Genomic DNA, 21,073 nt, shown 5'->3' with positions numbered 1-21,073 from the left:
CGATGCTCCGTGACGTCAGCGCGGGCGCGCAGCCTGCGACTCGGTGCCGCGCAACGCCAGGGCCGCCTTGTCGAGCACGCCGTTGACGTAGGTATGGCCGTGTTCGGAACCGAAGCGCTTGGTCGAATCGATCGCTTCGTTGATCACCACCCGATACGGCACGTCCGGGCGATGCAGCAATTCATACGCGGCGATGCGCAGCGCGGCGCGCTCGATCGGGTCGACTTCGTTCACCGTGCGATCGATGTAACCAGACAGCGCATCGTCCAGTTGCGCCACGTGGCGGAGCACGCCGCGCACCAGGTCCTCGAAGTATTCGAGGTCGGCGATTTCATGTGCCTGCTCGTGGGCGAATTCGGCAATGAGCGCGCCTTCGCTGGTCGCGCTCAATTGCCAGGCGTAGATCGCCTGCAACGCGCGCCGGCGCGAACGCGAGCGGGCCACCGGGTCGATGCCGTCGTTGCGATGCCGGTTCATGCCAGTTTCTCCCGCAGGTTCGCCATTTCGATCGCCACCAATGCGGCTTCCTCGCCCTTGTTGCCATGGCTGCCGCCGGCACGCGCCGCGGCATCCTCGAAGCGGTCGACCGCCAGCACGCCGTTTAGCACCGGTACGCCGGTGTCCAGCGCAACGCGCATCAAGCCATCCGATGCGCCATCGGCCACCTGCTCGTAATGCCGGGTGTCGCCACGGATCACGCAGCCGAGGGCGACGATCGCCGCATGCCTGCCGGCCACCGCCACATCGCGTGCGGCCATCGGCAATTCCCAGGCACCGGGTACACGGACCACATCGATGGCGGCTTCGTCCACGCCGTTGCCGATGAATGTCTCGCGCGCCGCGGCGACCAGCGCGTCGACGATGCGCGGGTTCCAGCGGCTGGCGATGATCGCGAAGCGTGCGCCTTGCGGGGCGCGCAGGTCGCCTTCGATATGCGGCATGGGAGCTGGGAGGTCGAAACGGGGCCGTGCAGTTTAGCGCGCAGCCGCCGTGGCTGTGGCCGCGATGTATTCGACCACCTCCAGCCCATAGCCGGCCAGGCCGACCTGCCGGCGTGGAGTGCCGAGTACGCGCAGCTTGCCCAGGCCCAGCTCGGCCAGGATCTGCGCGCCCGCACCGTTGCGCCGCCACTGGCCCACGTCCTTGCTGTTGGCGGCAGGCGCGGCCTGCTCGCGCAGGCGCGCCAGCAGGGCCTCGGCGTTGCGCGGCTCGGACAGCACCACCATCACGCCCTGCCCTTCGGCGGCGATCGCCCGCAGCGCATCGGTGGCGGCCACGCCGAAATCGTCGCGACGCCAGTGCAGCAGGTCGCTCAGCGGATTTTCGACCTGCACGCGCACCAACGTGGGGGTCTCGCGATCCGGGGTGCCGCGAACCAGCGCGAAATGCAGCTCGTGGGCGATGCGGTCGCGGTAGGTGATCAGCCGGAACGGGCCGAATTCGGTATCGATGGCGCGATCATCGATGCGCTCGACGGTATGCTCGGTCGCCAGGCGATAGGCGATCAGGTCGGCGATCGAACCCATCTTCAGGTCGTGCTCGCGGGCAAACACTTCCAGTTCCGGCCTGCGCGCCATGCCGCCATCGGCGTTCATCACCTCGACCAGTACGCCGGCCGGCTCCAGCCCGGCCAGCATCGGCAGGTCGCTGGCGGCCTCGGTGTGGCCGGCGCGGGTCAGCACGCCGCCGGGTTGCGCGGTGAGCGGGAAAATGTGGCCGGGCTGGCTGAGGTCGGCCGGCTTCGCATCCGGGCGCACCGCGGTGCGGATGGTATGCGCGCGGTCGTAGGCGCTGATTCCGGTGGTGACGCCTTCCGCCGCTTCGATGCTGACGGTGAAATTGGTATGGAACTGAGCGGTATTGGCCTGCACCATCGGCGCGAGCCCGAGTTGCGCGCAACGTTCGCGGGTCAGCGACAGACAGACCAGGCCGCGCGCGTGGGTGACCATGAAATTGATGTCGGCCGGCCGCACCAGTTCGGCGGCCATGATCAGGTCGCCTTCGTTCTCGCGGTCCTCGTCGTCGACGATGACGACCATGCGGCCGGCGCGGAGTTCTTCCAGCAGTTCGGGGATTGGCGCGAAGCTCATGATGTTTTGCTCGTCATCCCGGCGCAGGCCGGAAGTGATTCATTTCGGCGGTAGCCGAATATCCAGTTCTTGATTCGATGTCGGAAAAGCTGGACCCCGGCATTCGCCGGGGTGACGGCCTCAATGTTCCTTGGTCGCCAGCAATCGCTCCACATAGCGGGCCAGCAAATCCACTTCGATATTGACCGCGTCGCCTTCTTGCAGCGCATGGAACGCGGTGTGCCCGACGGTGTGAGGGATCAGCGCCACTTCGAAGCCCGCATCATCCACCTCGTTGACGGTCAGGCTCACGCCGTCCACGCAGACCGAGCCCTTGTGGGCGATGTAGCGCAGCAGCGTCATCGGTGCTTCGACGCGCCAGCGCACCGCGCGCGCGTCGTCCCGGCGCTTCGCGGCGACGGCCAGACCATCGACATGCCCGCTCACCAGGTGCCCACCAAGTCGATCGGTCGGCAGCATTGCGCGTTCCAGGTTCAGCGGTACGCCAATGGCGAGGCGACCGAGCGTGGTCAGTGCAAGGGTTTCGTTCGATGCGTCTACCGCGAACGACGACGCATCGAACTCGACCACGGTCAGGCAGCAGCCATTGACCGCGATGCTCTCACCCAGTTGCACGCCATCGAACGGCAAGGTGCCGACCTCGATGGCCAATCGGGCATCGCCACCACGTGTTTCGCGCGCGGCCAATCGGCCAACGCCCGCGATCAATCCGGTGAACATCAGGCCGTCGTCCCTTCCGGCCGCAACAGCAGGCGCATGTCGCCGCCGATGCTGCGGCTGTCGACGGTGCGCAGGCGCAGGCGCTCGGTCATCGCGTCGATGTGCAGGCCATCGAACAACGGGCGCGCCCGTTCGCCGAGCAGGACCGGCGCGATGTACAGCAGCAATTCGTCGACCAGGCCGGCAGCGAGGAACGCACCGGCCAGGGTTGCGCCAGCTTCCACCTGCACCTCGTTGATGCCGCGCGTGGCCAGCAGGCGCAGCACGGCATCGAGGTCGAAGCGCCCCTTGTTGACCGGCACCGCCACGTGATCGGCCTGCAGTCCGCGCGGCGGCTTGGCCTCGGGTGCATGCAGGTACAGCGTGGGCGCGTCGCCTTCGCGGACGCGGCCACGGGCGACGGTGGCAAGTCCCGGATCCAGGACCACCCGCAGCGGCGGCAGGAATGCGCTGTCATCGCCCAGCCGCACGGTCAGTTGCGGATCGTCGGCCAGCACGGTGCCCGCGCCGGTCAACAACGCACCACTGCGCGCGCGCCACTGCTGCACATCGCGCCGCGAGGCCTCGCCGCTGATCCATTTCGAATCGCCGGAAGCCATCGCACTGCGGCCGTCCAGGCTGCTGGCCAACTTGACCCGCAACCAGGGTCGTCCGCGCTCGATCCGCGACAGGAAGCCTCGATTCAGTTCCCGCGCCTGCGCTTCCATCAAGCCGGATTCCACCGCGATCCCCGCAGCACGCAGCTTGTCGAAACCGGCACCGTCCACCTGCGGGAACGGATCGCGCATGGCCGCGACCACGCGCGAAACACCTGCCGCGATCAACGCATCCGCGCACGGCCCGGTGCTGCCGGTGTGCGCGCAGGGTTCCAATGTCACGTAAGCGGTCGCGCCCTTCGCACGATCACCGGCGGCCTGCAACGCGAAGACTTCCGCATGCGGCCCGCCCTTCTTCTGGTGCCAGCCTTCGCCGACCAGGTCCTCGCCCTGCACGATCACACAACCGACCATCGGGTTCGGTCGGGTGGTGAACGCGGCGCGTTGCGCCAGGCGCAACGCGCGCGCCATCATCAGGTGGTCGATCGTGCTGTAGCTCATTTTTTCCGGTTCTTGTCGGCGTGCTTGTCGATCGACACCACATCGCCACCGAGCAGCGGCAATTGCCCTTCGCCGGGCAGGTCGCGTTCCAGGCGGTCGAGTTCCTCGCGGAAATCGGCCACGTCCTCGAAACTGCGGTACACGGAAGCGAAGCGCACGTAGCCGACGTGGTCCAGCCTGCGCAGCTCGCCCATCACGAATTCACCGACCCGGCGCGAGGCGAGTTCGCGCTCGGTGGTCATGCGCAACTGGTGCACCACCGCGCGCACCGCGGTCTCGATCGCCTCTTCCGACACCGAGCGCTTCTGCAGCGCGCGGTCGAAGCCGGCGCGCAGCTTGCGCGCGTCGAAGTGTTCGCGCCGCCCGTCCGACTTGATGATCGTGGGCAATTTCAGCTCGATGGTTTCCAGCGTGGAGAAGCGCTCGCCGCAGGCCTCGCACTCGCGGCGGCGACGGATCGTCGCGCCGTCCTCGGACACGCGCGAATCGATCACGCGGGTGTCGTGGTGCTGGCAGAAGAGGCAGTGCACGCGTGGTCAGTCGCCGTAGACCGGGAATTGCCTGCATTGCAGCGTCACGTTCTCGCGCACGCCGGCGATCACGTTGTCGTCGGCCGGGTTGTCGAGGACGTCGCAGATCCACTCGGCCAGCGCCACGCAATCCGGTTCCTTGTAGCCGCGGGTGGTGACCGCCGGGGTGCCGATGCGCAGGCCGGAGGTGACGAATGGCTTGCGCGGGTCGTTCGGCACCGAGTTCTTGTTGACGGTGATATGCGCCTTGCCGAGGGCTTCCTCGGCCTGCTTGCCGCTGACGTGCTTGCCGATCATGTCGACCAGCATCAGGTGGTTGTCGGTGCCGCCGGAGACGATCTTGTAGCCACGCGCGATGATCACCTTCGCCATCGCCCGCGCGTTCTTGACCACCTGTTCCTGGTAGGCCTTGAACTCCGGTTGCAGCGCTTCCTTGAACGCCACCGCCTTGGCCGCGATCACGTGCATCAGCGGACCGCCCTGGATGCCCGGGAACACGATCGACTGCAACTTCTTCTGGATGTCTTCGGCGTGCTCGCCCATGCCGGCGGCGCTCGCCACGATGATCCCGCCACGCGGACCGCGCAGGGTCTTGTGGGTGGTGCTGGTGACCACGTGCGCATGCGGCACCGGGTTCGGATACACGCCAGCGGCAATCAGGCCGGCCACGTGCGCCATGTCCACGAACAGGTACGCACCGACCTTGTCGGCGATGGCGCGGAAGCGCGCCCAGTCGACCACCTGCGAATACGCGGAGAAGCCGGCGACGACCATCTTCGGTTTGTGTTCGATGGCGAGGCGTTCGACCTCGTCGTAATCGATCAGGCCGGCATCGTCGACGCCGTACTGGATCGCGTTCATCAGCTTGCCGCTGATGTTGACCTTGGCACCGTGGGTCAGGTGGCCGCCATGCGCCAGCGACATGCCGAGGATGGTGTCGCCCGGCTGCAGCAGCGCGAAATACACCGCCTGGTTGGCCTGCGAACCGGAATGCGGCTGCACGTTGGCGTAGTCGGCATCGAAGAGTTGCTTGCAGCGCTCGATGGCCAGTTGCTCGGCAACGTCAACGTATTCGCAGCCGCCGTAGTAGCGCTTGCCCGGATAGCCTTCCGCGTACTTGTTGGTGAGCTGGCTGCCCTGCGCTTCCATCACCCGCGGGCTGGCGTAGTTCTCGCTGGCAATCAGCTCGACGTGGTCTTCCTGGCGACGGGTCTCGTCGGCGATGGCCTTGGCGAGTTCGGGGTCGAAACCGGCAATCAGGTCGGCGCGGGAAAACATCGGAGCTCCGGGGTGGCGGTGGGGAACCGCAAGTTTAGCGTTTCACGGCCCCGGGCACCCCATGCGATGGCGTACGCGAACACCGCCGCAGGCCCCTGCCCGGCTATAATCGGCCGATTCTGGAACCCCCTTTGCGGCCCTGCCACGTGCAGGCGCCGCCGCCTGCCTGCGGAGCACGCCACGATGTCGCAATTCATCTACACCATGCAGGGCGTCAGCAAGACGGTCCCGCCCAAGCGGCAGATCATCAAGGACATCTCGCTGTCGTTCTTCCCGGGCGCCAAGATCGGCCTGCTCGGCCTCAACGGTGCCGGCAAGTCGACCGTGCTGCGGATCATGGCCGGCGTGGACACCGATTTCACCGGCGAGGCGCGCCCGCAGCCAGGCATCAAGGTCGGCTATCTGGAACAGGAGCCGCGCCTGAACCCGGAGCAGACCGTGCGCGAGGCCGTCGAGGAAGGCGTGGGCGAAGTGCTGCAGGCGCAAGCCGCGCTGGACGCGGTGTATGCCGCCTACGCCGAGGAAGGCGCCGACTTCGACGCGCTGGCCAAGCAGCAGGAAAAGCTGGAGGCGATCCTCGCCGCCGGCGATGCGCACACCCTGGAGAACCAGCTGGAAATCGCCGCCGATGCACTGCGCCTGCCGCCGTGGGACGCGATCATCGGCAAGCTGTCCGGCGGCGAGAAGCGCCGCGTCGCGCTGTGCCGCCTGCTGCTGCAGAAGCCGGACATGCTGCTGCTCGACGAACCGACCAACCACCTCGACGCCGAGTCCGTCGAGTGGCTGGAACAATTCCTGGCGCGCTACACCGGCACCGTGGTGGCAGTGACCCATGACCGCTATTTCCTCGACAACGCCGCCGAGTGGATCCTGGAACTCGACCGCGGCCGCGGCATCCCGTGGAAGGGCAACTACACCGACTGGCTGACCCAGAAGGACGCGCGCCTGAAGCAGGAAGAGTCCGGCGAGAAGGCGCGCCAGAAGGCGATCCAGAAGGAACTGGAATGGTCGCGACAGAACGCCAAGGGCGGCCGCAGCAAGGGCAAGGCGCGCCTGGCGCGGATGGAAGAGTTGCAGTCGGTCGACTACCAGAAGCGCAACGAGACCAACGAGATCTTCATTCCGCCGGGTGAGCGTCTGGGCAACAAGGTGGTGGAGTTCAAGAACGTCACCAAGGCCTATGGCGACCGCGTGCTGATCGACGACCTCAGCTTCAGCATCCCGAACGGTGCCATCGTCGGCATCATCGGTCCGAACGGCGCCGGCAAGTCGACCCTGTTCCGGATGATCACCGGCCAGGAAACCCCGGACAGCGGCAGCATCGACATGGGCCCGACGGTGAAGCTGGCCTACGTGGACCAGAGCCGCGAAGCGCTGACCGGCAACCACAACGTGTTCCAGGAGATCGCCGGCGGCCTCGACATCCTCAACATCAACGGCATCGAGATCCAGTCGCGCGCCTACATCGGCCGCTTCAACTTCAAGGGCCAGGACCAACAGAAGATGGTCGGCTCGCTGTCCGGCGGCGAGCGTGGTCGCCTGCACATGGCCAAGACCCTGCTGCAGGGCGGCAACGTGCTGCTGCTCGACGAACCGTCCAACGACCTCGACATCGAAACCCTGCGCGCGCTCGAAGATGCGTTGCTGGAGTTCCCCGGCAACACCTTCGTCATTTCGCATGACCGCTGGTTCCTGGACCGCATCGCCACCCACATCCTCGCCTTCGAGGGCGATTCGCACGTGGAGTTCTTCCAGGGCAACTACCGCGAGTACGAGGAAGACAAGAAGCGTCGCCTGGGCGAAGCCGGCGCGCAGCCACACCGGTTGCGGTTCAAGGCGCTGAAGTAATCATGGAACGCCCGCGGCAACGCGGGCGTTTCCGCATCGGAGGGACAACAACCCATGGGCTTCATCGAAAAACTCCGCGACCGCTGGCAGGCATCCGACTCGCTGCTCTGCGTCGGCCTCGATCCCGACCCGGCGAAATTCCCCGATGTCTTCGTCGATGACGATGACGCGCTGTTCGGGTTCTGCCGCGATATCGTCGATGCCACCGCCGAATACGCCTGCGCGTTCAAGCCGCAGATCGCCTATTTCGCCGCGCACAACGACGGCGAGGCCGCGCTGCAGCGGTTGATCGCGCACATCAACGGCGCGTATCCCGACATCCCGGTGATCCTCGACGCCAAGCGCGGCGACATCGGCAATACCGCGGAGCAATACGCGGTCGAAGCCTTCGATCGCTTCGGCGCCGATGCGGTGACGCTGAATCCATACATGGGCCGCGACTCGGCCGCACCCTTCCTGCAGCGCAACGACCGCGGCTGCGTGTTCCTCTGCCATACCAGCAATCCCGGCGCGCGTGATTTCCAGGAGTTGCTGGTCGATGGCGCGCCGCTGTACCAGCACGTTGCCCGCACCATTGCCAGCGAGTGGAATGGTGATGGCAACTGCGCGCTGGTGGTCGGCGCGACCTTCCCGGAAGAATTGAAGATCATCCGCGGCATCGTCGGCGACATGCCGCTGCTGATCCCCGGCATCGGTGCACAGGGCGGCGACGTGGAAGCCACCGTGCGCAACGGCAAGACCGCGAACGGCACCGGCCTGATGATCAATTCCTCGCGCGGGATCCTGTACGCCAGCGGCGGTGCGGGTTATGCCGATGCGGCCGCGGACGCGGCGAAGACGCTGCGCGACGAGATCAACCGCCACAGGTAGGCGCTCCGCCAGTCATCCTTCGCTTCGCTCAGGATGACAGCCCTGTTTTTCGACGGAGTGAGGCGCGCAGCGCCGCGAACGGAAATCGCCCCCAGATCATCGTGAACACCGTGGCGCGAACGAATGCACCATCGCGCGCTGCATCGAACTTGCGGTAGTAGCGCCAGAAGCCGCGGTGCTTGTGCCATTCCACGAAAAGTGGCCGCGAGCGCGACGACACCCCGCGCACATGCACCACTTGCACGTCATTCGCGCAGGCCACCATCGCGCCCTCTGCGCGCGCGCGACGGCACAGGTCGAGGTCTTCCGCATGCAATCGATAGTGTTCATCGAAGCCGCCGATGCACTCGAACAATCCACGCGCCATCAGCATCAACGCACCCGAAACCGCATCGACCGCCTGCACCCGTTGCGACGGATCGATGGCGATGCCGAGTTGCGCGCGCGACGGATCGCGAAGCATCGCCGCGAAATCCGGATCGCGGCGACGCGCGGCGGTATCGCGCACGCCGTCTTCGCCGACCAGGTCGGCACCGAGGACGACATCGCCGCCCTGCCCGCGCAACGCCGCATCGAAATACTCGCTGAGGTCACGCGGGCCATCCTCGCCGAAGCCGACGGCCCGATGCGCATGCGCACGCATCCGCGCCAGCGAATCGGGTTCGACCAGGCAATCCGGATTGACGAAGGCCAGCCACGGCGCACGACTGTCTGCCGCGCCCTGATTGCAGCCCACCGCAAAACCGGGGTTGTCGGGATTGGCGATGAAACGCAGGCGCGGATCAGCCAGTGCGTGGCGTTGCACGATATCCAGGGTGCCGTCGCGCGATTGGTTGTCGACCACGCGGATCTCGACCACGCCCGTTGCGGCGCGCAGGCGCGAGAGGCAGTCGTCGATGGTTTCCTCGCTGTCGTAGCTGACCACGATGGCGGCGATGTCGCCGCCACTCATGGCACGTCCGCAAACAGATCCGGCTGCGGTGGCGTGCCGTCATCGCCTGCGAGCGCTTCGGCCATGCGTTCGCGCAACGCACGCAACGGATCGTCCATCAGGAAGTGGGCCAACTGCGCATGCCAGGCCGGCCAGCGCACCGACAGCGCGTCCATGTCGCCTTCGGCCGGCTTGCCTTCGACCTCGCGCAGGACGAAGGCGGTTTCGCACAGCGCGTTGCGCCCGCCGAGTCCGGACATGCGCAGCGACAGATCGATCAACGCCGCATACCAGGAGCGGTAACTCGCCGGATCCAGCCCGCCGGCTCGCGCACGCGCCGCGCCGCGAATCAGCACCGCATGGGTCACCGCCGACGGCAGCGACGGATGCGTGTTGCCGAGTTGCGCGCAGGCGCGCGCGAGACGTGCCGGCGAGGCATCGACCTCGACAATCTCGCCGATCCGCGGCCATGCCGCCGCTTCACCGGCATTGCTCCAGGGCGTGGCAGTGGCGATCGATGGATCGCGTGCCAGGCAATCGTGCAGGTGTTCCAGCCAGCCCGGTGTCGGCCGCGCGTCGCTGGCCAGGATCGCGACATCGGCATCGCCGCAGGCGCGCAGCGCTTCGTCGAGATGCGCGGCGTCGCCGATCGGCGACGCACGTCGCGTATGCGCGGCCTGCAACGGCGTGTGCGCCAGCCAGCGTTCGATGATCGCGTTGCCGCGCGGGCCGACCTGCGCGTCGTCGGCCAGCCACACGCGCGTGCCGACCGGCGTGGATGCATCCAGTGCGGCCAGGCTGGCGTCGAGCGCATCCTCGTTGGTGCCGACCGGCACCAGGACGATGGGAAGCGACGCGCCCGACAGGCTCACTGCTTCGGCTTGTAGATCGGGTCCAGCGCACGGAAGCGGCGACCGTATTCGTCGGTGAGCTCGCGCGCTTCCATCGGATTGCGCACCACGGTCGGTGTGATCAGCACCACCAGTTCGTCGCGGGTCTTGGTCTGGCCCTGCTGGCCGAACAGGCCGCCGACCCACGGGATCCGGCTCAGGCCGGGCACACCGGTCGAATTGCGATTCGTGCCCTCGCTGATCAGGCCCGCCAGCACGATGGTCTCACCGCTCGGGGCCAGCGCGCTGGTGGTGACCTTGCTGGTGTCGATGCGCACATTGCCGTTGTCGTCCGCTTCGCCGGTCGGCTTGCTGACTTCCTGGACGATGTCGAGGAACACCAGCCCGTCGCGGGTCACTCGCGGGCGCACCTTGAGGATGATGCCGGTGTCCAGGTACTGCACCGAGCTGTACGTGTTCTCGTTGCCGTTCCCCGGGTTGAGGCTGACCGACGAGATCGGGATGCGCTGGCCGACGTTGAGACTGGCCTCGCGGTTGTTCTGGGTGAACACCGAGGGCGCGGACAGCGTGCGCACGTCGGTGACTTGATCCAGTGCGCTGACGATCGCCGCCGCGTTGTTGCCGAGGAAGGTCCAGCTGAGCAGGTTGCCGACATTCGGGATGTTGCTCACGCCGCCGCCATAGCTGCCGAAGCTGTTGCGACCGGTCGGATACGGCAAGTTGCCCGCCGCCTCCGAACCCACCGCGTTGTCGAAGAACCAGCTGACGCCGTACTGCAGCGCGCCCTTCAACGCCACGCTGACCACCTGCGCCTCGATGTGCACCTGCATCGGCATCACGTCGATCCGCTCGATCACTTCGCGGATCGACTTCCATTGCGACGGATTGGCGCGCACCAGCAGCGAGTTGGTGTCTTCCACCGCCGACACGCCGACTTCCGACCCTTCGACCTTCAGCGTGACCTTGCCGTTGCCGCTGCGGTTGTTGGGCAGGTTGCCGCCATCGCCCAATCCGCTGTTGATCGCGGCGCTGGAGGTGCCGGACTTGTCGTCGATGCCGGCGTCGCTGATCTCGGTGGTGCCCACGCCGGGCATCATCGACGGCGATTCGCTGCCGCTGTTGCCACTGCCGCCGCCGAACACCTCGGCCAGGCGGTCGGCCAGGTCGCGCGCCTTGATGTACTTCAGCTCGTAGGAGAACAGGCGGCCATCGCCGCTGCCGCCCTCGATCCGGTCGATCCACTGCTGGATGTCGTCCAGGTATTTCGGCTGGCTGGTGATGACCATCACCGCGTTGCTGCTGTCCAGCGGCATGAAACGGAACATCCCGGCGGTCGGCGACTTGCCCTCTTCGCCGAACACCCGCTCCAGGTCCTGCACCACGTCGCTGGCACGGCCCGACTGCAGCGGATACACGCCCACCGACATGCTCGCCATCCAGTCGACATCGAACACCTGGATGGTGCGCAGGTAGTTGTCCAACTCGGCGCGGGTGCCTGCGATGGTCAGCATGTTGCGCGCGCCGTCGACGCTGACGATGGCGTTCGGTCGCGCATATGGCTTGAGGATCTTTTCCATCTCGGTCGCGGAGACGAAACGCAGCGGCACCACCCGCGACTCGAAGCCGCGCGCCAGCGCAGTGGAGCCGGTACGCGGCACCACGCCGCTGGTCAGCGCCTGGTCGGCGGTGACGATGTTGTAGCGACCGTCGCTGTAGACCATGCGCGCATTGTTCTGCGCCAGCACGCTTTCCAGCAGGCTCAGCGCACCGGCGGCACCGACCGGACGCTGGGTGGCCACGGTGACCGTGCCCTGCACGCCCGGCGCGATGTTGTAGCTCTGCCCGAGCATGTCGCCCAGGATCGCCTTGACCACCGCATGCAGGGACTCGCCTTCGAAGTTGAAGCTGGCCTGGCCGCTGCTGACCAACGACGGCGGTGCCGCACTGGCGGCCGTCTGGTTGATCGGCGACGCGCTGCCGCGGCGGATCACCGGCTTCGGTCCGTCACGGCCGAGTTCTTCCAATACGTCCCGGCGGATCCCGCTCACGCCGGAATCGTCGCCGGCAACCTGTTGGCCGGCCTGCCCCGCAGGCAACCGGTCCGCATGACGGATCTGCGGTTGCGGGTTGCTGGCGCAGGCCGCCAGCAGGCCGAGCAGGCTGGCGATCAGGAAAGGGCGCAGGTTCATTCGGGGAAACTCCACATTCATGGCGTGCACTGCTTATTGCCGTCGCGGCGCGGTCGCCGGCGAGGGCGGCGTGCCGTTGTTGTTGGTGTTGCCGTTACCCGAGCCGGCGCGCAGTTGCGCGCGACGGGCCTCGATGCGGCGACGGATGGTTTCGATGCGCGCGGCCTCGGACTGCGGTGGACCCGCGTCCGTGCTTTGCGTCGTGGGCGGCGGCGGTACCGCGGGGGTGGGGACGGCCACCGCACCCGGCGCCTGGCCACTGCCGCCGAAGGTGCGCAGATCCAGGGTGACCTGGCCGCTGCTGCCTTCGAACACGACGCGGCGCGGCTGCACTTCCAGCAGGCGCCAGCCGTTCGCGCCGTCGGGTGAACTGCCCTCGCGCACGCGCTGGGCTTCGCCGCCACCGCTGGGCTGCAGGGTCGCCAGGCGCACCTGCGGGCTGATCAGCACGCCGGTCAGGATGAAATCCAGCGACTGGCTCTGCGCGGCTTCGCCCTCGCCTTCGGGCACGCTGGCCAGGAAGCCGCGCGGGCGACGATCCTGGGTGAACAACGGACGCGCCGCGGCTTCCGCGTAACGGATCAGCGGCCCGATCCGGTCCGGCGTGGCCGGCCGGGGTTGCGGCAAGGCGCTGGCCGGCTGCGGTTCGACCGCGGCAACGCGCCCGCCCATGCCCAGCAGCGCGCCCAGCCACAGCAGCAGGGCCCAGCTGCAGATGCCGGCCAACAGCCACGTCAGCGGTCGCGCCTGGGCGAAACGTTGCAGCAGGCTGCGCTCAGTCCGCACGCGCCACCCCCGGTGCCGGTCGCAGGTAGCCATGCAGGTCGAAGCTCACGTCCAGCCCGCCTTCCTGCGGCTGCGCACTGCCGGGGATCGCGAAATAGCGTTGCGCGGCGATCGAGAGCATGTCGACGAACAGGTACGGACGCGTGGACTCCAGGGTGTGCAGGACCGCCAAGGTTTCCGCATTGCCGCAGCGCAGGCGCACCTGCACGGTGACCCGGCGGTAGCGGCCCGGCGGTGGGTCGCCGGACAGCGGCGCGCGGTTGACGATGGCGCAGCCGCGGTTGCCCGGGCTGGCTTCGCCGACCACGCGCTCCAGTTGCTGGATCAGCGCGGCGGTGGCGAGTTCGCTGGTGGGCTCGGCCAGGAAGCCGGACGCGCCGCCGCGCGCATCGAGTTCGGCCAGGCGTTGTTCGATCTGCGGACGCTGCGCCAGCAGGCTGCGCACCCGCGCATCGCGCTCGCGCAGTTCGGCGATGCGGGCGTCGGCCTCGCGCAGCGGCACGGTGAACAACGGATGCACCAGCAACAGGTACACCAGCCCGATCACCGCCAGCAGCAAGACCAGTGCCAGCCAGCGGTCGCGGTCAGCGCGCGCCACCGGCGGCCCCCTGCTTGTCGGTGGACTTCTCGGCAGCGGTGCCACGCAGTTGCGCGACGATGGTGAAGCGATCCATGCGCGTGCGCGGATCGGTCTGCAGGGCACCGCTCAACGCAGGCAGGTCCCATTGCGGCGCGCCTTCCAGCTTGCCGACCAGCGCCGCAGCCTGGTTGGACAGGCCCAGCAGGGTCAGCTGCTCGCCTTCGATGCTCAATTTCTCGAGGTAGGTGCCATCCGGCAAGCGCGGCGACAATGCGTCGATGACTTCGATCACCGAGGCGCGGCCATTGCGCTGGCGCTGCAGGTAGGCGCCGCCTTCGACCGCATCCACCAGGCGCTGGCGCTGTTCGGCGACGGCGCGGGCCTGAGTGCTGCGCGATGCGACCTCGGCCTGCAAGGCATCGGCGGCGGCGCGGCGGTTGTCGACCACCTGCGCCAGCGCAAGGCCAAGTGCCAGCAGCGCGACCGCGCCCAGGATCAGGTTCCACACGCGCCACGGATTGCGCTCCTGCAGACGTTGCGCCGGCGGCAGCAGGTTCACCCCGAGCGTACGGCCCTCGGCATCCAGCAGATCCACGCCGGCCAGGGTTGCCGTCATCGCGCCGAGTTGCGTCATCTGCGCGTCCAGCGCGCGGCGCGGCACCACCACCAGTTCGACCTGCAACTGGCCGTCCTCGCGCACGCCCAGCAGGCGGCCGTCGTGGACCACGTCGGCAGCGGCGAATGGGGTCTGTCGTTCGATCTCGAAGGCCAGCATGTCGCGCAGACGTTCGCGCGCGGCGGCCGGCAACAACAACGGACGGCGCAGCCCCTGCGACGCCGGCAACACCAGCCAGCGCGGCAACTCCGCGGCGGCATCGGCCAGTACCCCGGCCAGCGGATCGCGGCCATCGGCGGCACCGTGCACCTGCAGCGGCAACATCGCCACGTCCTGCACGCTGTCGGCGCGCTGGCGGCGCAACTGCACGCCATCGCCCTGCACCTGCAGCAATACGCGGTCGCCATTGGCGGACAGCAGGTGTTGCCACCGCAGCGGCAGCCAGGCGCGCAGGCCGGCGCTCCACCAGGCGATGAACCCGCGCAGGCCAACCCCGGCATTGCCCAGGCGTGCAGGCATCGCGCTCACCGTGCGTCGCTCCCCGCCTGCCAACGCAGCGGCGTGTACGTCGATCCGGGCAAAGCGTTGCCTCCCATTCGCAGGACTACCGACAGATGTGCACTGCGACCATCGGGGAGTCGGGCACGACTATCGATACTATACGTGCCGCTGCCGGCGCTTGCTGGTGGCGCATCCGGGTCGATCGGTGCGCTCCGCGGCTGCAGGCCCATCGCCGCCAGCACGACCGGATCGGCGATGTTCGCGTCAGGTGTGGCGTTGCTGGAATACACGGTGAGGTGCGGTACGGCGGCCGCGACCAACGCCGGACGGATGCCCAGCACTTGGGCTAGTTCGGCCACGCTGTCGAACGGTGCGTCCTTCGCGCCCCAGGCCAGGCCGGCGGAGGCATAGGCCGGATCCTCGGCACCACCGGCGGGCTGGCTGAGGTTGTCGGGGTCACGCCAGTCGACGATCGCAGCGGCCAGGCGCGCGGCGCGCTCGCGCGGTTCGCCGAGTTCCTCGAACAGGCCGGCCAGCAAGGTCGGGGCGGCGGCATTGAGGTCGATCTTGGCCGCTTCATCGAGGATCACGACCGAGACCGCAGCGCGCCCGAACGGCATCTTGTAGGCGCGGCCATCGGCCGCCCAGCGCTGCGTCGGATCCTGTTCCAGCAGGCGCGATACCGCGAGCTCCACGCCGGCCCGCGCGGCCTCTCCGGCGACCACGCCCCGCGCCGCGCCATTGCCCTGCAAGGACTCGATCCGTGCCGACATCGCATAACCGGCGACCAGCCCGCTCAGCAGCAGCACCAGCCACATCACCAGCAACAACGCCGCGCCCCGACTCCGGCTCATTGCTGGGCATCCCCGAGGGTGGCGAAGCTACCCGCGACCGGCAACGCGACCACCAGATCGGGCCACGGGCCGCGCCCATCGACGATTTGCACGCGCACCTGCAGCGGCAGTTTTGCCGGGTCTTCCCAAACGGCTTCCCAGGGGCCGAACTCGCCGTTGCCGGTGAGCGAGCGATAGGCGAAGCGCACCTGTCTCAGGCCCTCCGCCAGCGGTTCAGGCGGGCGGGCGGCGCTGCCGGGGACGAGTTGGCCGGCTTGCACCATGCGGAAATCGATCAGCAGGCCGAGCCCGGCCTCGGCACCGCGGCCGACGCCCAGCGCGTGCAGATGCGGCCCACCACGCCCGAGGTAATCCGGCAGGTCGGCGACAAAGCGCATCGAATTTGCATCGCCCTCGAAACGCTTCGACGCGCCGGTGCCGGGATCGAGTTCGAAGACGACGCCCTGCGCCCCGCCGATGCGCCGGCGCAGGAAATCGGAGACGGCGCGGATGCGTTCGTTGCGTTCGGCGATCGCCTCGCCGCGCTGCGCGGTGGCAGCGGCCGCACGCAGGGTGGCGAAGCCGAGCGCCATCGCAGCCGCCAGCAAGCTGGTCGCCAGCAGCACTTCCAGCAAGGTGAAGCCGGCCGTTTTGGCGGCACTGCCGCCTGGCCGGCTGAACGCCCGAGGGCTGCGCGCGAGGGCCGTACTGAAGCCGGCGGCGCGGCGCATCACGGCCGTCCGCCCTGCGCGGGCAAGGCCAGACGCAGGCTGCTGACTTGCAGGCGTTGCTGCGGATCGCCCTCGGCCCATTCGATGTCCAGCTGCACGTGCAGCAGGCGGGCGGCACCGGGGTCAACCTGCACCGATCCGCCACGTGCCGCCGGATCGGTCCACGGCGTGGCCCGCAACTGCCAGCGATACCGGCCGTCCTCCAGCTCGCCATCGTCATTCGCTGGCCCCTGCAACGTACTGGCGTGCTCGGCTAGCAGCGTCTGCGCATGCAGCGCCGCGCGCCCGGCATCGCCGGCCTGGCGCACCTGCCGAGTCGCGCCGGACAAGGTGCCGATCAACAACGTGAGACCCAGCGCAAGAACGCCGAACGCCACGATGATCTCGATCAGGGTGAAGCCGGCTGCGGCACGCTTGCGCTTGGCGACGCGATGCATCTGCGGACGCGTCATTGCACGTCCCGCACGCGGCGCATCACCACCTCGCCGGTCAGCCAGCGCACGTCCACATCCCACCCCGCGCCATTCGCGAGCAGCCGCACGCGCCCGCCGGTGGCCGCGCCATCGGGGAAGAACCGCACCACGCCCTTGCCCGCTTCATCGGCGGTATCGGCGAACTGGGCGGTACCGGCACCCGTGAAGACCACGTCGCCCTCGCCCGGCAGACTGCCGCTGCGGCCTTTCGCGCCGCGCCAGCTGCGGCCCTGCGGATCGAAGACCACGTCCTGCGGCTCGCCCGTACTGATCGCGACCGCGCGGGCGAAGCGCAGCTGTGCGGCAATTTCCTTCGCCGACGAACGCAGTTGCATGCCGCGCATGCCGCCACCGAACGCCGCCATTGCGAGCAGGGTGGCAGCGGCGATGATCACCAGCACCACCAGCATCTCGATCAGCGTGAATCCCGCCGATTGCCCGCGCGTGCGCATCCCCTGTCCCCGCGCCTGCGCCGATCGCGCTTACTGGTACTGGATGTCGGCGTTGACGCTGTCGCCACCGACCTTGCGGTCGGCACCCAGGCTGACCAGGTCGAATGGCCCGCCCTCACCCGGCACCTTGTAGGCGTAGGGCTGCTTCCACGGATCGACCAGTTCGGGACCGCGCGCGTACGGGCCGAGCCAGCCATTGGCGTCCGTCGGCGCCTTGACCAGCGCTTCCAGGCTGTCCGGCAAGGTGCCGGTATCCATCTGGTACTGCTGGATCTTCTCGGCCAGCGTTTGCACCTGTGCCTTGGCCAGGTTGACGTTGGCGCGGTCCTGCCCGCCGAGGATCTTGTTGGCAGCGAAGGCCACGATGCCACCGATCAGCACGACCACGATGATGATCTCGATCAACGAGAAGCCGGCCTGCGATGCCTTCGGGATGGGACGGAATTGACGATTGCGCATGGGGATGTCCCGCGTTGGGCGTGAAAAGATTGGATGCATCGATTGTCGCCGAGTTCCCGGCCCGGCCCTAGCCGACCACGCTGGTGAGGTCGTAGATCGGCGACAGCACGGCCAGAATCACCACCCCCACCACCACCGCCAGCATCAGGGTCACCGCCGGCACCAGCGCCGCCAGCAGGCGATCCATCGCCACCGAGGTTTCCTGCTCGAAGGTGTCGGCGGTCTTCAGCAGCATCGTGTCGAGCGCGCCGGATTCCTCACCGACCTGGATCATCTGCAGGGCCAGCCGCGGGAAGCGCTTGCCCTTGCCCAGCGCGGCGGACAGGCCGATGCCGTTCTTCACTTCTTCCGCGGCGGCATCCACGTCGGCGGCCAGCACCCGGTTGTCCAGCACGTTGCGGGCGATGCCGAGCGCAGACAGCAGGGGAACGCCATTGCGCAGCAGCGTGCCCAGCGTGCGCGCCAGCCGCGCGGTGTCCAGCTTGGCCACCAGCGGACCGGCCAACTTGCGTTGCAGCAACCAGCTGTCGAAGCGGCGCATGAATACCGGATCGCGGCGCTTGCGGTCGATCCACAGCACGGCCAGCAGCGGCAAGGCAAGGATCACGATCCACCAGTCGCGGACGAATTCACCCAAGCCAAGGATGAAGGTCGAGAACCACGGCAGGTCGGCATCCAGGCTCTCGTACATCGCCGAGAACTGCGGCACCACGTAGCCGAGCAGGAACAGCAGCGACAGCCCGACCATCGCCAGCAGGATCGCCGGGTACACCAGCGCGTTGATCACCCGCGCCCGCAACGCGCGCGAACGCTCCAGGTAATCGGCCAGCCGCTGCAGGGTTTCGTGCAGGTTGCCGCCGGCCTCGCCGGCGCGAACCATGTTCACGAACAAGCGACTGAACGTGCCGTGCTGCCGATCCAGCGCCGCCGACAACGAGGCGCCGCCACGCACCGCGTCGCGGATGTCGCCGATGGTGCGGGTGGCCGCCTCGTCTTCCGGCAATTCCAGCAAGATGCCCAGCGCGCGATCCAGCGGCTGCCCGGCACCGAGCAGGGTCGCCAGTTGCTGGGTGAACTGCACCAGCCGCTGACCGGCGAACGGCTTCGGCTTGAACAGCGCGCGCCAGGTGGATTCGCCGCCGGCCTCGGAGGCAAGCTTCGCCTCCACCGGCAAATGGCCCTGCTCCTGCAGCCGCGAGGCGACTTCGGCATCGCTGCCGGCCTCCATCTGGCCGTCCAGCACTTCGCCGCGCGCGTTCAGCGCCTTGTAGCGGTAGAGCGCCATCGGCTCAGGCGTCCTCGGTCACGCGCAGGACTTCCTCGATCGTGGTCTCGCCACGCAACGCCTTGGCGATGCCGACTTCGTACATGGTGCTCATGCCGCCCTGGCGCGCGAGTTTCTCGATTTCGTCCATGCCGGCATGGCGCATCACCGCGCGGCGGACTTCATCGTCCATCACCAGCAATTCCATGATCGTGGTGCGGCCCAGGTAACCGGTCGGCGACAACGCCGACGCCTTCGGCCGATACAGGAAGATCTCGCCCTGCGGCTGGTACCGACGCAGGCCGAACTTTTCGATCTCCTCCGGCGATGCCGCGTATTGCTCGGCGTGTGTCGGCTCCAACCGGCGCACCAGCCGCTGGGCGACGATGCCATTGACCGTCGAGGTCAGCAGGTAATCCTCCACGCCCATGTCGAGCAGGCGGGTGATGCCGCCGGCGGCGTTGTTGGTATGCAGCGTGCTCAACACCAGGTGACCGGTCAGCGCCGACTGGATCGCGATGCGCGCGGTTTCCAGGTCGCGCATTTCGCCGATCATGATGATGTCCGGATCCTGGCGGACGATGCTGCGTAGCGCGTTGGCGAAGTCCAGCCCGATCTGCGGCTTGGCCTGGATCTGGTTGATGCCTTCGATCTGGTATTCGACCGGATCCTCGACCGTGATGATCTTGACGTCCGGCGTGTTGAGCTTGCTCAGCGCGGTGTACAGCGTGGTCGTCTTGCCGGAACCGGTCGGGCCGGTGACCAGCAGGATCCCGTGCGGCTGCTCCATGATCTTCTGGAAGCGCGGCATGAATGCCGGGCCGAAGCCGAGCTTGTCGAAATCCAGCACCACGGTTTCGCGGTCCAGCAGGCGCATCACCACCGATTCGCCATGCGCGGTCGGCACCGTGCTGACGCGCAGGTCCAGTTCCTTGCCCTGCACGCGCATGACGATGCGGCCGTCCTGCGGCAGGCGGCGCTCGGCGATATTGAGCTTGGCCATGATCTTGATGCGGCTGATCACCGCCGCGGTCAGGTTGGCCGGCGGGCTTTCGCCTTCCTCCAGCACGCCGTCGATGCGGTATCTCACCTTCAGCCGCGTCTCGAAGGGTTCGATGTGGATGTCCGAGGCGCGCAGTTCCACCGCGCGCTGGATCACCAGGTTCACCAGCCGGATCACCGGCGCTTCGGAAGCGAGATCGCGCAGGTGTTCGACATCGTCGAAGCCGGCCTCGCCCTCGGCGTTCTCGACGATGCCCTCCATCGCACTGCGACCCTGGCCGTGCCAGCGCTCCACCAGCTCGTCGATCTCGCTGCGCAGCGCCACCGCCGGCCGCAGCTCACGGCCGGTCGCCAGCCGCACCGCATCCAGCGCGTAGGCATCCTGCGGATCGGCCAGCAACACATCCACATGCGTCGCGTCCGCGGACACCGGGACCACGTGGTACTGCTTCATGAACTTGATGCTGATCGACTGCTGGCCCAGCGCCACGTCTTCCGGCGGCAACTCCGGCACGTCGCGGGCGCTGCGCAGGGGCAGGTCGAGCTCGGTCGAACACGCTTCGGCATGGTCGCGCTCGGACACCAGGCCGAGCCGCGCCAGCAACGCCAGCAAACCGCCACCGGTCTCTTCCTGCAGACGACGCGCGCGGACCAGGTCGGCGTCCTTGAGCTTGCCGCGTTGCAACAACAAGGCAACGATGCGCTCGTCGGGGCTGGCCGGGACGGGGTCGGACAGGACAGCGCTCATGGGATCGCAAGGCCACGGGATGAAGGCTGCGAGGGTAGCAGGGCGGCTAACGTGGTGCGATGGCGAGCATGGCCCGGATTCGCGTTCGACGGCAAGAATCTGGCAGCTGAAGCCTGTCAGCACTACTTGGCACACATGTCGTTGAACAGGACATGTGGAATCAACTCTTGTCGGCAAATAATGCGACCGCCGTACTACGCCACTGAAGCTCGCAGCCACAGCAG

General features: G+C 67.8%; 22 protein-coding genes. 2 read left to right on the top strand and 20 right to left on the bottom strand.

What is annotated here, in order from left to right; translation table 11 throughout:
• Window positions 1-15: 15 nt before the first annotated feature.
• The 7 genes from nusB to glyA all read right to left on the bottom strand — a co-directional run bounded on the left by nusB (window position 16) and on the right by glyA (window position 5,715).
• Window positions 16-477 carry a transcription antitermination factor NusB gene (gene nusB / locus H9L16_RS07910; RefSeq protein ID WP_187553962.1) on the bottom strand — a complete coding sequence of 154 codons (462 nt, stop codon included), beginning with the start codon at window positions 475-477 and terminating at the stop codon, window positions 16-18.
• The gene (gene ribH, locus H9L16_RS07905) at window positions 474-941 is read right to left on the bottom strand and encodes a 6,7-dimethyl-8-ribityllumazine synthase (protein ID WP_187553961.1); all 468 of its coding nucleotides are present in this window, start codon (window positions 939-941) and stop codon (window positions 474-476) included. Before ribH ends, nusB begins: the two co-directional genes overlap by 4 nt.
• A 33-nt stretch (window positions 942-974) precedes the next feature.
• A complete protein-coding gene (gene ribB / locus H9L16_RS07900) occupies window positions 975-2,090 on the bottom strand; it encodes a 3,4-dihydroxy-2-butanone-4-phosphate synthase (RefSeq protein ID WP_187553960.1) in 1,116 nt (371 codons plus the stop codon).
• Window positions 2,091-2,210: 120 nt separating this feature from the next.
• Window positions 2,211-2,810, bottom strand: a complete 600-nt coding sequence (locus H9L16_RS07895; protein WP_187553959.1) for a riboflavin synthase — start codon at window positions 2,808-2,810, stop codon at window positions 2,211-2,213.
• The gene (gene ribD / locus H9L16_RS07890) at window positions 2,810-3,907 is read right to left on the bottom strand and encodes a bifunctional diaminohydroxyphosphoribosylaminopyrimidine deaminase/5-amino-6-(5-phosphoribosylamino)uracil reductase RibD (protein WP_187553958.1); all 1,098 of its coding nucleotides are present in this window, start codon (window positions 3,905-3,907) and stop codon (window positions 2,810-2,812) included. The genes H9L16_RS07895 and ribD overlap by 1 nt, the downstream gene beginning before the upstream one ends.
• Window positions 3,904-4,437 carry a transcriptional regulator NrdR gene (nrdR, locus tag H9L16_RS07885; protein WP_187553957.1) on the bottom strand — a complete coding sequence of 178 codons (534 nt, stop codon included), beginning with the start codon at window positions 4,435-4,437 and terminating at the stop codon, window positions 3,904-3,906. Before nrdR ends, ribD begins: the two co-directional genes overlap by 4 nt.
• Window positions 4,438-4,443: 6 nt before the next feature.
• The gene (gene glyA, locus H9L16_RS07880; RefSeq protein WP_187553956.1) at window positions 4,444-5,715 is read right to left on the bottom strand and encodes a serine hydroxymethyltransferase; all 1,272 of its coding nucleotides are present in this window, start codon (window positions 5,713-5,715) and stop codon (window positions 4,444-4,446) included.
• Between the two features lie 183 nt (window positions 5,716-5,898).
• On the opposite strand from glyA, the gene ettA reads away from it, so the two are divergent.
• A complete protein-coding gene (ettA, locus tag H9L16_RS07875) occupies window positions 5,899-7,563 on the top strand; it encodes an energy-dependent translational throttle protein EttA (RefSeq protein ID WP_187553955.1) in 1,665 nt (554 codons plus the stop codon).
• A 54-nt stretch (window positions 7,564-7,617) separates the two neighbouring features.
• Window positions 7,618-8,433 carry an orotidine-5'-phosphate decarboxylase gene (pyrF, locus tag H9L16_RS07870; protein ID WP_187553954.1) on the top strand — a complete coding sequence of 272 codons (816 nt, stop codon included), beginning with the start codon at window positions 7,618-7,620 and terminating at the stop codon, window positions 8,431-8,433.
• A 28-nt stretch (window positions 8,434-8,461) separates the two neighbouring features.
• Here the strand turns inward: pyrF and H9L16_RS07865 are convergent, their stop codons facing one another.
• From H9L16_RS07865 to gspE, 13 genes are all read right to left on the bottom strand, one after another.
• Window positions 8,462-9,385 carry a glycosyltransferase family 2 protein gene (locus H9L16_RS07865; RefSeq protein ID WP_187553953.1) on the bottom strand — a complete coding sequence of 308 codons (924 nt, stop codon included), beginning with the start codon at window positions 9,383-9,385 and terminating at the stop codon, window positions 8,462-8,464.
• Window positions 9,382-10,236, bottom strand: a complete 855-nt coding sequence (locus tag H9L16_RS07860; protein WP_229796620.1) for a glycosyltransferase family A protein — start codon at window positions 10,234-10,236, stop codon at window positions 9,382-9,384. Before H9L16_RS07860 ends, H9L16_RS07865 begins: the two co-directional genes overlap by 4 nt.
• Window positions 10,233-12,404: a type II secretion system secretin GspD gene (gene gspD / locus H9L16_RS07855; RefSeq protein ID WP_187553952.1), complete on the bottom strand. Its 2,172-nt coding sequence runs from the start codon at window positions 12,402-12,404 to the stop codon at window positions 10,233-10,235. The genes H9L16_RS07860 and gspD overlap by 4 nt, the downstream gene beginning before the upstream one ends.
• A gap of 33 nt (window positions 12,405-12,437) precedes the next feature.
• Entirely contained in the window at window positions 12,438-13,190 is a 753-nt protein-coding gene (locus H9L16_RS07850; RefSeq protein ID WP_187553951.1) for a hypothetical protein, read from the bottom strand.
• Window positions 13,180-13,788, bottom strand: a complete 609-nt coding sequence (gene gspM, locus H9L16_RS07845) for a type II secretion system protein GspM (RefSeq protein ID WP_187553950.1) — start codon at window positions 13,786-13,788, stop codon at window positions 13,180-13,182. Before gspM ends, H9L16_RS07850 begins: the two co-directional genes overlap by 11 nt.
• Window positions 13,775-14,905: a PilN domain-containing protein gene (locus H9L16_RS07840; RefSeq protein WP_187553949.1), complete on the bottom strand. Its 1,131-nt coding sequence runs from the start codon at window positions 14,903-14,905 to the stop codon at window positions 13,775-13,777. Before H9L16_RS07840 ends, gspM begins: the two co-directional genes overlap by 14 nt.
• A 5-nt stretch (window positions 14,906-14,910) precedes the next feature.
• Window positions 14,911-15,741: a type II secretion system minor pseudopilin gene (locus H9L16_RS07835; protein WP_187553948.1), complete on the bottom strand. Its 831-nt coding sequence runs from the start codon at window positions 15,739-15,741 to the stop codon at window positions 14,911-14,913.
• Window positions 15,738-16,451, bottom strand: coding sequence for a general secretion pathway protein GspJ (locus tag H9L16_RS07830; protein ID WP_229796621.1), 714 nt, complete (start codon window positions 16,449-16,451; stop codon window positions 15,738-15,740). Before H9L16_RS07830 ends, H9L16_RS07835 begins: the two co-directional genes overlap by 4 nt.
• Window positions 16,451-16,903, bottom strand: coding sequence for a type II secretion system protein XpsI (gene xpsI, locus H9L16_RS07825; RefSeq protein WP_229796622.1), 453 nt, complete (start codon window positions 16,901-16,903; stop codon window positions 16,451-16,453). Before xpsI ends, H9L16_RS07830 begins: the two co-directional genes overlap by 1 nt.
• Window positions 16,900-17,376: a type II secretion system protein XpsH gene (gene xpsH, locus H9L16_RS07820; RefSeq protein WP_187553947.1), complete on the bottom strand. Its 477-nt coding sequence runs from the start codon at window positions 17,374-17,376 to the stop codon at window positions 16,900-16,902. The genes xpsI and xpsH overlap by 4 nt, the downstream gene beginning before the upstream one ends.
• Before the next feature lie 30 nt (window positions 17,377-17,406).
• Window positions 17,407-17,835: a type II secretion system major pseudopilin GspG gene (gene gspG / locus H9L16_RS07815; RefSeq protein WP_187553946.1), complete on the bottom strand. Its 429-nt coding sequence runs from the start codon at window positions 17,833-17,835 to the stop codon at window positions 17,407-17,409.
• Between the two features lie 67 nt (window positions 17,836-17,902).
• On the bottom strand, window positions 17,903-19,120 hold the full coding sequence (gene xpsF / locus H9L16_RS07810; protein WP_187553945.1) for a type II secretion system protein XpsF: 1,218 nt from the start codon (window positions 19,118-19,120) through the stop codon (window positions 17,903-17,905).
• A gap of 4 nt (window positions 19,121-19,124) precedes the next feature.
• Window positions 19,125-20,849: a type II secretion system ATPase GspE gene (gene gspE / locus H9L16_RS07805; protein ID WP_187553944.1), complete on the bottom strand. Its 1,725-nt coding sequence runs from the start codon at window positions 20,847-20,849 to the stop codon at window positions 19,125-19,127.
• Window positions 20,850-21,073 lie beyond the last annotated feature (224 nt).

The organism is Thermomonas carbonis (assembly GCF_014396975.1).
Classification (GTDB): Bacteria; Pseudomonadota; Gammaproteobacteria; order Xanthomonadales; family Xanthomonadaceae; genus Thermomonas; species Thermomonas carbonis.
This window is presented reverse-complemented; position numbering and strand designations above follow the sequence as displayed.